Raw genomic sequence first — 11,935 nt, forward strand, 5'->3', positions numbered from 1 at the left:
AAGACAATAAAGCCTCAATGGGCACGAAACGAACAAGACAACGAAGGAAAACGACAATGAGCAGTGAGCGCAGAACAGACAATGGCGTGAATCCGGCTGGCCAGTCGGAATCTCAATCCAACAAGGGCAAGTCTGCCGAGACCCAAAACAAGTCGATGGGCGACATTTTTCCTGATCTCGGGCCTGAAACCCCGGTTATTTCCGGAGTGGCACACGATCGCACCGAGTCCCTCGTCACGGTGCGCGGAGTGCCGGACGAGCCCGGAATGGCGGCGCGTGTATTCACCGAACTCGCCAAAAGCGGCATCAATATCGATATGATCGTACAGGCCGGCGCGTCCACCGGCAAGGCCGATATCTCCTTCACTGTACCCGACGCCACAGTGAAAACGGTCAAGAATGCACTTGACAGCAAGAAAGCCAAGCTCGGCTACGAATCGTATTTCGTCAACAGCAATGTCGGCAAGGTCGCCGTGGTCGGTGTGGGAATGAAAACCCATTCCGGTCTCGCCGCGAAGTTCTTCGAGGCCCTGAGCGCCAAACATATCAACGTCATGATGATTTCGACTTCCGAGATCCGCATCGCCGCCCTCGTCCCGCTCGATCAGCTTGATGACGCGGTGCGCGCGCTGCATACGGCTTACGGACTTGATTCCGATCAGGTTGAAGCGGTGGTCTACGGCGGCACCGGTCGCTGAGGCGCTGCCTTGCGGTGGTCCTGTCTAGCCGGTCTGTAAAGTGAACGTTCCCGGAATCGTCGCCTTATCGGGAACCAAGCAAAACAGGAATTGTCGAATCGTTATTACATCGCTATAATGATAGATATTTTGTAGTATTTTATAGGGTTCTACTTTTTCGTAGTCCTTGGAAACAGAGCCTTTTCAAATGCGGTCTTTGGACGTGCCATGACGCTGATGTCTCACATACTCGTCACGGCCCTGTTGCCGTGTGGCACCTCGCGCTATGATGTGCCACATATGTAGCCTGCCGCTTTTGCGCGTGGGTGGCAAAGAAATGCAAGGGATTACCGCGATACCGGCCAGAAGCAGGCAATCGCAAAGCGGAAGGGAAACACCAATGGCTGAGTCCAACGAAACGCAGCAGCGTAAGGTCAACGTCGCAGTGCTGGGGGCCACGGGCCAGGTCGGTATGGTGATGCGCCGGGTGCTTGACGAACGCAATTTCCCTATCAATAACCTGCGTTTTCTCGCTTCTTCGCACTCGGCAGGTACCGTGCTCAAGTGGCGCGGCCGCGACATCGTTGTCGAGGACGTGGCCAAGGCCGACCTGAGCGACATTGACATCGCCATCTTCTCCGCCGGTGGCGGCACTTCCAAGGTCTGGGCGCCGAAGTTCGCCGAGGCCGGGGCTTATGTCATCGACAATTCCTCGCAGTGGCGCATGCATGATGACGTGCCGCTGGTAGTGGCTGAGGCCAATCCTGACGACCTCGATGATATTCCGCGCCGTATCGTCGCCAACCCCAACTGCACCACGATGGCCTGCATTCCGGTGCTCAAGGCGCTGGATACCCACTTCGGCTTGAAGCGTTTGATTGTCAGCTCCTATCAGGCGGTTTCCGGAGCCGGCCGCGCCGGTGTCGAGCAGCTGATGAACGAGGCCAAGGCCGCTGTCGACCAAGGCGCGGACAAGCTCGTTTTCGACGGTTCCGCCATCGATTTCCCCAAACCCACCAAGGTTGTACGCACCATCGCGTTCAACGCCGTGCCTTTCATCGGTGCCATCGTCGACGATGGTAGCGAGGAGACTGACGAGGAACAAAAGCTTCGCAATGAAAGCCGCAAGATTCTGCACCTGCCGAACCTCGCCGCCTCCTGCACCTGCGTGCGTGTCGGCGTCTTCACCGCTCACGGCATGTCGGTCAACGCCGAGTTCGAGCGCGATGTCACTCCCGATATGGCCCGCGAGGTGCTGAAGGACGCGCCGGGCGTCGAGCTCAACGACATCCCGACCCCGCAGCTGGCTGCGGGTAAGGACCCGAGTTTCGTCGGCCGCATTCGCCAGGACCAGGCCGTCGACGGCAAGAAGGGCCTTGCCTTCTTCATCGCCAACGACAACCTGCGCAAGGGCGCTGCGCTCAATGCCGTCGAACTTGCCGAAATCGTCGCCCGCAAGCACTTTGGTGCGTAACTTTTTATAGTGTTGGCGCGCCCCACGTGCCTCAGCTGCAACGCGACCAAAAGCATGGAAAATGGTGCTTTTGGTCGCATTATTCGTTTTGTTGCGAAAAGCATAGAAATGGTCTGGAATTGTGCTTTGCCTCGTGATGCTGGTTCTTTGGGGTAGTAATCGTGGGGGAACAGCTCGGAGCCGTGATTTTCATCTCCTGTTTAGAAGTATGCGATCAAAAAGCACGAAAAGCTGAAAGTCGTGCTTTTGGTCGCGTTTCTATAATCTCCAGACAATGGGTAGGAGCCACGATCCCATCTCGGTGAAGCGGATTGCATGCGGTGAGCGTTGAAATGGTTTGCTTCACGCTTCATCATGAGCAGGTGACATACTGGAACTATGTCGAAGGCATCTGAAGAAGCGAAAAAACAATTGGACCGCATCGTGGCGTTGGGGTATCCCGACGTGGCCGACATGAGCGCGGCGGCGTTCCGTGCGCTCGCGCGTCCGCTTATCGATGCCCTGAAAGACAGCGACTTGGGCGAGAATATCCTTCTGGTACCTACCCACGAGCTCGTGAGCCCGGAATCGCTGATCGCCCGAACCAGCATCAACCGCATGGCCGGTTTCACCACCATGCCTCCGCGCGATGTCGCGAGTTTCCTTCCGCAGGACGGCTTCGAGCCGCCGGAGGGCCCGTTCTATCTGGTCGTCGATCCGCACACTGGTACCGCTTACGTCAATCGAGAGCCGGACGTGGCCCGAAAGCTCATCGATTCCGACGAGCGCATGCCACTGACCCTTGAGGAAGGCCTTGCCATCGCCACCCAGCACCCGGATTGGCTGGTCAAAAAGAACGGCTTCAACCTGCTTGGCTCCCGCAGTGCCGATGGCCGCGTGCCGAGCATCTGGATGAGCCAGACCGCCCCCCGTCTTGGTTCGGTGTGGCCGACATCCCGACACACGTGGCTTGGCAACGCGTATTGCCAAGCCCGTCGAGGCGTCTCGCTTTTCCGCTGATTTCCGCGTTTTCGCGCCACTTCATTCGCTGTCGATTTCTTCGGTAACTCTTTCGTGGCGCGGCAATGTCATCGTGTTTTTGCTTTTATCAGTTCAGCCTCTCTTACATTTTTTTGGGGTCTCTTGGCGCGCCAAGAGCTTCGATTTTGCAAGATTGTTGACCAATTCTTCATTTTTCGAGGTGCTTGGCGCGCCAAGAACCCCTTTTTACGAGGAATATGGTGGCAAAGTTGCGATTTTGGGGTGCTTGGTGCGCCAAGAACCCCTAAATATGGCGAATATCGACGTTGGACGCAATCGAATCTTGGAATAAGGGCGATTTGAACGCTTTGAACCGTCTATCATAGTCATTTATATGTTTCCGCTTGGTAATCACACCGAGCGAAAGCATATGATAGCTGTTGATATCGCGCCGCAACCTGCAGCACGTAAAACCAAGAAAAGGAGGAGTGATGGGTCAGGATCAAGAATCATCGGTATTTGATCTCGCGGCGGTCGCCGCACAATCCAATGGAGGTAACAATGACCTGCTGCTGCCTCCCCGGCGTTTCGTAGGAGAACCCCAAAAGCCGAGCTCGATGCCGTATACCAAGTATGTGGCCTACGACAAGCAGATTCCATTCGATTACCCGGAACGCACCTGGCCGTCCAGGAAACTGCGCCGGGCCCCGCGTTGGTGCTCGGTCGATCTGCGCGACGGCAACCAGGCGCTGGTCAACCCCATGGATTCCGAACGCAAGCTGCGTTTCTGGAACCTCCTGATTTCCATGGGCTTCAAGGAAATCGAGGTCGGCTTCCCGTCGGCATCCGACACGGATTACGATTTCGTGCGCCTGCTTATCGAGCGCGAGCTCATTCCCGACGACGTCACCATCGTTGTGCTGACGCAGGCCCGCGAGCATTTGATTCGCAAGACCTACGAATGCCTGCGCGGAGCCAAGCGCGCCGTCGTGCATTTCTACAATTCCGTCTCCGTCCTGCAGCGCGAGGTCGTCTTCCGCAAGGACAAGGAAGGCATCAAGAAGCTCGCGACCGACGCGGCAGAGCTATGTAAAGATCTTGAAAGCGCGGCCGGCGGCACCGACCTCTACTACGAGTATTCGCCGGAATCCTTCACCGGAACCGAGCCGGATTACGCCGTTGAGGTGTGCAACGCCGTCATCGACGTCATCAAGCCGACGCCGGATCACAAGATGATCATCAACCTGCCGGCTACCGTCGAAATGACCACGCCGAACGTCTTCGCCGACGAGGTCGAGTACGTCTCCAACAACCTCAAAGACCGCGATTCCGTAGTACTTTCGCTCCACCCGCACAACGACGAGGGCATGGGCGTGGCCGCGGCGGAACTGGCCGTGCTGGCCGGTGCCGACCGCGTCGAAGGCTGCCTGTTGGGCAACGGCGAACGCACCGGCAACGTCGATCTGGTCACGCTGGGCCTCAATATGCTTACCCAGGGCGTCGATCCGCAGATCGATTATTCCGACGTGCCGAAGATCCGCAAGACCGTCGAATACTGTAACCAGCTCGCCATTTCCGAGCGCCACCCCTACGCCGGCAACTTCGTGTTCACCGCCTTCTCCGGCTCCCACCAGGACGCCATCAAGAAGGGCCTGGAAGCCCGTCAGGCCGCGGCACAACGCGCCGGAGCCAACCTGGACGATTTCGTCTGGCTCGTGCCCTACCTGCCCATCGACCCGAAGGACATCGGCCGCAGTTACAAGGCCATCATCCGCGTCAATTCGCAATCCGGCAAGGGCGGCATGGCCTATTTGCTCAAGACCAACCACAACCTCGATCTGCCCAAGCGCCTGCAGATCGAGTTCGAGAAGGTCGTGCAGGACTACGCCGACAAGACCGACAAAGAGGTCAGCGACGACGAGATCTGGCGCCTCTTCAAGGACGAGTACCTCCCGGTCGAGGAGGACGGTGCGTTTGCGGCCGGCGAGGCTGTGGGCGATGAGGGCGACGACGATCTCGAGTCGTGGGGCCGCCTGAAGCTTTTGAATGTTTCGGTCTCTTCGGGCGCGGACGGTTCCGATACCGTCCTGAAGGCCAAGCTTTTGGACCGTGGTGCCGAATACGGGGCCGATCCGATCGAACGCGAGGTCTCGGGAGCCGGCAATGGCCCGCTTGACGCCTTCCTCAATGCGCTTTCCTCGATTGGCATTACCGTCAGTGTGATGGATTACGCTGAGCACGCGATGACCGCCGGTACCGACGCGATGGCCGCCTCGTATATCGAGTGCCAGATCGGCGGCGAGGCCAACGCGAAGATCATTTGGGGCGTCGGCATCGATTCGTCGATCACCACCAGCTCGCTGAAGGCGATCATCTCTGCGATCAACCGTTCGATGCGCTGATATTCTTAGGCCCTTCGTTAGGCGTCGAGTCGCACATATCGGCTGATACCGTATAGCGGTAATCGACATTGAAATATCAATGGCGGTGCCGACGACATACAATCGTCGGCACCGCCATTTTGATTGAACGGTCTTTTTATTGTGCTTATTGTGCTTCCGTCTTTACGGAATCAAGCCATGACCGGCCGCGCGACCTTCGTCGATTTTACGGTTGATGTCGTTGTATGCTGCCTGTGTGCGGGGGTCATCGGAATCTTTGACTTTCTTGTCAATGCGATGACTCGGGCTCAGCAATGTCGCCGCGACGATACAGGCGATAAGGACTCCGATGATGATAATGATCTTCAGCATATTTTTCACTCTTTTCGGTGGTACGCAAGTAGGGAACCTAGCTAACTTTTCCAGGTCGAGCGATGCGTTCATCTGCAAAATCGGGCGGTTTTGTGGGTAGCGCCTAGTTTCCGGTATCAATCTCCTTTGATTATCGCTGTTCCTTAATGAATAGGAACAATAATTAATTGTATCATCTGTCCCATCAGTTTTTGCAATAAGCCAGGGGGATGAATCATTACAATTCATCCCCTAAGCGACATCGTTTTGCCATACGAGTTTGAGTTTGATTCGGTTATTGCCCGGTCTGTGTCTGAGGTTGGGACTGACCGTTGTTGCCCTGGCTTGGAGTCTGATTGGCCGGTGGGGTAGTGGTGGCGTTTCCACTTGTCGTATTTCCTTCGGTCGTGGTGCCAGTGCCACCAGAGGTCCCGTTCGAGGAATTTCCGTTTGAGGAAGTGCCTCCAGTCTCATTGGACCTGCTGGTCCCGTTCGAGCTATCGGTACCGGTGCTGCCTGTGCTGCCGGAACCGCTCGAAGAATTGCTGTTCGAGTCATTGCCTTCTGTGCTCCTGCGGCTGTAATTGCCGTTTGAGGAGCTTGAGTACCTCGCGCCGGTGCCCCAGCTGCCGTCGGGCCCGCCGACCTTGCCTTCGTCGTGGGCGACGGGGAACGATTCGGAGTCCGTGTCCGCAAGCGTCTGCTTCATATACTCGGTGAACAGATGGGCAGGGTAGAGGCCACCGGATCCGTAGCGTCCCAGCGCCTTGATTTCCTGCGGTTTGCCGTCGGCCCCCGGTTTCCACATCGCGATTACGGTCACTACGCTTGGTGTAAAGCCGATGAAGCTGCCCGCCGTGGAATCGTTGGCGGTGCCGGTCTTGCCGGCGATGGGCTTGCCAACGCGACGCACTTCGGTGGCGGTGCCGTATTGCACCGTTCCGGTCATGGCCTTGGCCACCAGAGCTGTGTCGTTGGCGCTGAAGATGCGCTCGCTGCCCGTGGGCGCGCGGTACATGTCCTTGCCGGCCGAATCCTTGACGCTCGCCACGATATGCAGCGTCGGCTTGTTGCCCTGGTTGGCGATGGTGGAGTAGGCCTGTGCGATGTCGGAGACGTGCACGCCGTCGTTGCCCAGCACCGTGAAGGGGTTGTCGCCGGTCATCAGCTTCGGGTTCATGCCGGCGGCCTGTGCGGTCTGCGCCACCTTCTTGGCGCCCAGATGCTCCTGCAGATCCATGTAGACCGTGTTGACGGAATTTGCCGTTGCGTTGTACAAGTTCGTATAGCCGTACTGTTCGTTGCCGAAGTTACGAACCGGCTGGGTGATGCCGGCGTAGGTGCGCGGCGAATTGCCGTTGAACGTCGTGTTAAGGCTCACACCGGCCTGTATAGTGGCCAAAAGCGCGAACGGTTTCATGGTGGAACCGGGTTCGTAGGTGGCCTGGGTGGCGTTGTTGAGCTGTTTGGTGAGGTAATCGTCGCCGGCGTAGAACGAGATGATCGAGCCGTCCTTGGGATTGACGCTCATTCCACCGGTCTGCATGCCGTCGTTGAGGATTTTCTTGTTCTCGTCGGTCGAAGGGCTCACGGTGTTAAACATCAGGTCCTGTTTGTCTTTATCGATGGTGGTGACGATGGTATAGCCGCCGGTGTCAAGGTCGTCGGGGGTGAAATTCCCGCTGCCGGTCAGTTCATCACGGACCATCTGCAGAATATAGCCGTTGGTGCCCTTATAGGAGCTCTGTTGCGTTTGGGGCGGTACGGTAGGCGGCATCTGTTGGGTGGCGGCCGCGTCCTGGGCGCTGATATAGCCCTGGTTCTTCATAATGTTGATGACGCGGGTGAAACGCTGTTGTGCGCGTTTGGGATTCACGGCCGGGTCCCAGGTCGAGGGAGCGGGGATGATGCCGGCGAGCAGCGCCGACTCCGGCATGGTCATGTCTTTGGCATCCTTGTTGAAATAGGCCTTCGACGCCGCTTCGATACCGTATGCCCCTCGTCCCAGATAGATGGTGTTCATGTAGTTGCACAGCACCTTGTCCTTGTCTTGGGATTTTGTGATTTTCATCGCAAGAATCGCTTCGCGCACCTTGCCTGAATACGTGTGGGTGTCGCCCATATAATAGCGTTCCGCGTACTGCTGGGTGATGGTGGAGGCACCTTGCCGCGCCCCGCCGCTGACGTTGTTGAGCAACGCGCGTGCGATGCCCTTGAAATCGACGCCGGTATCCTTATAAAAGCTTTGGTTTTCCGAGGCAACCATGGACTGGCCGATGTATTTGGGCAGCGCGTCGCAGCTGATGATCTCGCGGTTCTGCGTGGCGAAATTGCCGACCGGTGTGGTCCCGTCGGCGTAATAGACCTTCGTTTTTTCCGCCATCGCGATTTTTTCGGGAAGAGGAATTTCGGTGGTGGCGTAAAGATAGGCGAACATGCCGATGCCGGCCAGAATGATGGCTGCAATGATGCCCAATGTCCATTTGAGAATGCGGTGCCTGTGTCGCTTCGGCCCCCTGCGTTGCGGGGCACGCGGGGCGGAGCCTCTGCCTGTATTGCTACCGCGTCGTGGCTGTTCAGCGCGGCTTGGCTTGGCGCTTTTATAGGCGCGTCGCGGTTTGGCTCTGCCTGAGCCAATCGAACGTGCCGAAACTCTGCGGGACTCTTTTTCCATGCAAACTACCGTAACTGTTACCCCTGAAAAACTGCTGGAACGAAGGGTTAAAAGCTGTTGAAATGTGCATTTTTTGTGTCAAAAGGCAAAAAATGGTATAGCTCATAGTTATGTCCACAAGGGGTGTAATCTAATTATCCGTGGGCTGTATCACATGGAAGATTTATAGGTATCTATAGAGTTGTCTTCGCGTTGTTGAATATGTGCAGTATCTGGCGGTGTCCTTTTCTTTATGGGGGGCTAAGCTGGTAAATGGAATTTTGCACGTGAAATAAAGGAGTCGATATGAGTATTCGCGTGGCAGTGGCAGGCATAGGCAACTGTGCCTCGTCCCTAATTCAAGGTGTCGAGTATTACAAAGACGCAAAGGATGATGAAAAGATCCCAGGCCTGATGCACAACAACTTCGGCGGCTACCGGGTGCGTGATATCGAATTTGTAACGGCATTTGACGTCGATGCCCTTAAAGTGGGCAAGGACATCTCCGAGGCCATCGGGGCTTCGCAGAACAATACCTACAAGTTCTGCGACGTACCGAACAAGGGTGTCGAAGTGCTGCGCGGACCGACCTATGACGGTCTGGGCGAGTACTACCGCAAGATGATTACCGAGTCCGACGCCGAGCCGGTTGACGTGGCCCAGGTTTTGAGGGATAAGAAGGTTGACGTTCTGGTCAGCTACATGCCCGTTGGCTCGGAGCAGGCCGACAAGGCCTATGCTCAGGCCGCAATGGATGCCGGTTGCGCTTTTGTCAACTGCCTGCCCGTCTTCATCGCTTCCGATCCTGAGTGGGCCCAGAAGTTCCGCGATGCCGGCGTGCCGATCATCGGCGACGACATCAAGAGCCAGGTCGGTGCCACCATCACCCACCGCGTGATGGCCCGCCTCTTCGAGGACCGCGGCGTGCGTCTTGATCGCACCTATCAGCTGAATGTCGGGGGCAACATGGACTTCATGAACATGTTGCAGCGCACGCGCCTGGAATCCAAGAAGGTTTCCAAGACCCGCGCCGTCACCTCGATTGTTCCGCATGAGATGGACCCGCACAACGTGCATATCGGCCCGTCCGATTACGTGGCGTGGCTTGATGACCGCAAGCTCGCGTTCGTGCGCTTGGAGGGTACCACTTTCGGCGATGTGCCGATCAGCCTTGAGTACAAGCTTGAGGATTGGGATTCGCCGAACTCCGCCGGCATCGTCATCGATGCCGTTCGTGCCGCCAAGATCGCGCTTGATCGCCACCTCTCCGGGCCGATTCTTGCGCCGAGCTCCTACTTCATGAAGTCCCCGGCTGTCCAGCATGAGGACTCCGAGGCTCGTCAGTTGGTGGAGAAGTTCATCAAGGGCGAAGTCGAGGGCGACGAAGCTGAGCTCGATGCCGACGTGAAGTCCGCTAAGGATAACGGTAAGGACGTCTGGCACGCCTGAGTAGCCAATCGGCGTGTTGTCGCGTTGGAATCGTAATGATGGCCGTCATCTGCATGGTGCAGGTGGCGGCCATCATCGTATTCCGGAATATCGGCGCATTGGCTGAGTACGTCCGTCTGCTGTTTCGTTACTGCTGGTAAATGGACTCTGACGTTGCGTTACGGTCCGTCTTCCAGCACCAATCTTTGCGGGCATTGATAAAATGCGTGTTTTCCAGCATTCTACACAGATTTATGCTGGAAAAGTCCTATTCTGTACGGCTAAATGGGACTTTTCCAGCATAGGTAGTGCACTTACTGCTGGGAAAGTTGTCTTTGCTCCGCCGATCTGTCGGTCACTTGCCCAGCAGCGGTCCGACCTGCTTTTCATAGGCGACGAGCGCGGAATTGATGACCTGGTGCATGTCGTAGTAGGCATAGGTGCCGAGACGGCCGCCGAAAACGACCTCCGGCTCCTTGGCCGCCAAATCCTTGTACTGCTGATAGAGCTTCTGATCGTCCGCGGTGTTGATGGGGTAGTAGGGCTCGTCGTCGCGTCCGGCCGAACGGCTGTATTCCTCCCAGACCACGGTCTTGTTCGGGTTCTGCTGGTCCTTGCGTTCGGGGTTGAAGTTCTTGAACTCGATGGCGCGGGTGTACGGTACATCGGCATCCACGAAGTTCATCACCGGGCAACCGAAGTGGTCGCCCTCGTCGTAGCGCTGCTCCTTGAAGTCGACGGTGCGCCATTTGAGGTCGCCGAGCGCGTAGTCGAAGTACTTGTCGACCGGACCGGTGTAGACGATCGGCACGCGACCGAGTAGCGCCTTCTTGTTCAGGGGCTGGTTTTCGTCGAAGAAGTCGGTGCTCAACGTCACGTGAATCTTCGGGTCGTCGATCATGCGCTGCATCCAGGCGGTGTAGCCATCCTTGGGCAGGCCCTCCCAAGTGTCCTTGAAATAGTGGTTGTCGTAGGTGAAACGCACCGGCAGGCGCTTGATGATCGAAGCGGGGAGCTGCGCCGGGTCGGTCTGCCACTGCTTGCCCGTGTAGTTCTTGATGAACGCTTCGTAAAGCGGCCGTCCGATGAGCTGGATACCCTTGTCGTTCAAATTGCTGGGGTCGGTGCCGGCCAGCTCGCCCGCCTGCTCCTTGATGAGCTCCTGGGCCTGAGCCGGCGTGTAATGCGCGTGGAAGAACTGGTTGATGGTCCCCAAGTTGATTGGCATGGGGTAGACCTCGCCGTCGTGGGTGGCGTAGACGCGGTGCTGATAGTCGGTGAATTCGGTGAAGCGGTTGACATAATCCCACACGCGCTTGTTGGAGGTGTGGAAGAGGTGCGCGCCGTACTGATGGATTTCCGCGCCGGTCTCCTTGTCCATATAGGAGTAAGCGTTACCACCGATATGCGGGCGGATGTCGATGATCTCGACGGTGTGCCCGTTCTCTGCCGCCTGCTGCGCGACGGTCAACCCGAAGAGCCCGGCTCCCACCACCACCAGATCCGGCAGTGCGGTGTCCTTTTCGTTATTGGTCATTGCAGTTTCCCTTTCCGCCCCATAATTGGCTTTTGCGAAAATCGCATGGCTTGCCCGAACGCGTTTCTCGGCGTTTCGGTCGTGGATAAACAGGATCGTTGCGATTGCCGCAATCCCTACCTGCCATATGTGTGGCCGCGTGATTTCCGACGATTAATGACCCATAATACTCGTGGGCTTGTTTTTGCTTCTTCTGCGCCGTTCCAGCTGGTACTGGCAAGTAATCGTTCGGCTTGCATCTTGGGCGCAAGCCAAGTGTATTGACTTCTAACCGGCAACCCAACCACCTTTGACATGGCGTTATCCGGGCATGGGGTATACTGGTTAAGCCTTCACGTGGCGTTATGTCACCCAATCCCCCCAGGGCAGGAATGCAGCAAGGGTAAGTGGCCTCTGTCGGGTGCGTGAAGGTTTTCTCGTCTTTTCAGGCAACGGAATCGGTGTCGATTCCGGCGTCATCGTTTGTTTTAGCGG

General features: G+C 57.0%; 9 protein-coding genes and 1 other RNA gene. 7 read left to right on the forward strand and 3 right to left on the reverse strand.

Annotated features, from left to right (window positions below):
* Positions 1–155: 155 nt before the first annotated feature.
* From PT275_RS00175 to leuA, 5 genes are all read left to right on the forward strand, one after another.
* Positions 156–698 carry an ACT domain-containing protein gene (locus PT275_RS00175; RefSeq protein ID WP_277153588.1) on the forward strand — a complete coding sequence of 181 codons (543 nt, stop codon included), beginning with the start codon at positions 156–158 and terminating at the stop codon, positions 696–698.
* Positions 699–1,077: 379 nt separating this feature from the next.
* The gene (locus PT275_RS00180; RefSeq protein WP_277151186.1) at positions 1,078–2,151 is read left to right on the forward strand and encodes an aspartate-semialdehyde dehydrogenase; all 1,074 of its coding nucleotides are present in this window, start codon (positions 1,078–1,080) and stop codon (positions 2,149–2,151) included.
* Between the two features lie 378 nt (positions 2,152–2,529).
* Entirely contained in the window at positions 2,530–3,150 is a 621-nt protein-coding gene (locus tag PT275_RS00185) for a DUF5701 family protein (RefSeq protein ID WP_277151189.1), read from the forward strand.
* Positions 3,101–3,463, forward strand: coding sequence for a hypothetical protein (locus PT275_RS00190; protein ID WP_277151191.1), 363 nt, complete (start codon positions 3,101–3,103; stop codon positions 3,461–3,463). Before PT275_RS00185 ends, PT275_RS00190 begins: the two co-directional genes overlap by 50 nt.
* Positions 3,464–3,602: 139 nt before the next feature.
* On the forward strand, positions 3,603–5,513 hold the full coding sequence (gene leuA / locus PT275_RS00195; RefSeq protein ID WP_277151193.1) for a 2-isopropylmalate synthase: 1,911 nt from the start codon (positions 3,603–3,605) through the stop codon (positions 5,511–5,513).
* A 162-nt stretch (positions 5,514–5,675) separates the two neighbouring features.
* Here the strand turns inward: leuA and PT275_RS00200 are convergent, their stop codons facing one another.
* Positions 5,676–5,864, reverse strand: a complete 189-nt coding sequence (locus PT275_RS00200) for a hypothetical protein (protein ID WP_277151195.1) — start codon at positions 5,862–5,864, stop codon at positions 5,676–5,678.
* 274 nt (positions 5,865–6,138) lie between these two features.
* A complete protein-coding gene (locus PT275_RS00205) occupies positions 6,139–8,517 on the reverse strand; it encodes a transglycosylase domain-containing protein (protein ID WP_277151197.1) in 2,379 nt (792 codons plus the stop codon).
* A gap of 285 nt (positions 8,518–8,802) precedes the next feature.
* Here PT275_RS00205 and PT275_RS00210 point away from each other — a divergent pair, with 285 nt between their 5' ends.
* A complete protein-coding gene (locus PT275_RS00210; protein ID WP_277151199.1) occupies positions 8,803–9,945 on the forward strand; it encodes an inositol-3-phosphate synthase in 1,143 nt (380 codons plus the stop codon).
* A 334-nt stretch (positions 9,946–10,279) separates the two neighbouring features.
* Here the strand turns inward: PT275_RS00210 and glf are convergent, their stop codons facing one another.
* Positions 10,280–11,461: a UDP-galactopyranose mutase gene (gene glf / locus PT275_RS00215; protein ID WP_277151201.1), complete on the reverse strand. Its 1,182-nt coding sequence runs from the start codon at positions 11,459–11,461 to the stop codon at positions 10,280–10,282.
* A 323-nt stretch (positions 11,462–11,784) separates the two neighbouring features.
* On the opposite strand from glf, the gene ffs reads away from it, so the two are divergent.
* An RNA gene (ffs, locus tag PT275_RS00220) (signal recognition particle sRNA small type) lies at positions 11,785–11,881 on the forward strand.
* Positions 11,882–11,935: the final 54 nt, after the last annotated feature.

The organism is Bifidobacterium sp. ESL0745 (assembly GCF_029433335.1).
GTDB lineage: Bacteria > Actinomycetota > Actinomycetes > Actinomycetales > Bifidobacteriaceae > Bifidobacterium.

Excerpts from the sequence above, each read along its gene's own strand:
- PT275_RS00205 (WP_277151197.1), bottom strand. The coding sequence starts at position 8,517 with ATGGAAAAAGAGTCCCGCAGAGTTTCGGCACGTTCGATTGGCTCAGGC.
- PT275_RS00210 (WP_277151199.1), top strand. The coding sequence starts at position 8,803 with ATGAGTATTCGCGTGGCAGTGGCAGGCATAGGCAACTGTGCCTCGTCC.
- PT275_RS00185 (WP_277151189.1), top strand. The coding sequence starts at position 2,530 with ATGTCGAAGGCATCTGAAGAAGCGAAAAAACAATTGGACCGCATCGTG.
- leuA (WP_277151193.1), top strand. The coding sequence starts at position 3,603 with ATGGGTCAGGATCAAGAATCATCGGTATTTGATCTCGCGGCGGTCGCC.
- PT275_RS00200 (WP_277151195.1), bottom strand. The coding sequence starts at position 5,864 with ATGCTGAAGATCATTATCATCATCGGAGTCCTTATCGCCTGTATCGTC.
- PT275_RS00180 (WP_277151186.1), top strand. The coding sequence starts at position 1,078 with ATGGCTGAGTCCAACGAAACGCAGCAGCGTAAGGTCAACGTCGCAGTG.
- glf (WP_277151201.1), bottom strand. The coding sequence starts at position 11,461 with ATGACCAATAACGAAAAGGACACCGCACTGCCGGATCTGGTGGTGGTG.
- PT275_RS00175 (WP_277153588.1), top strand. The coding sequence starts at position 156 with ATGGGCGACATTTTTCCTGATCTCGGGCCTGAAACCCCGGTTATTTCC.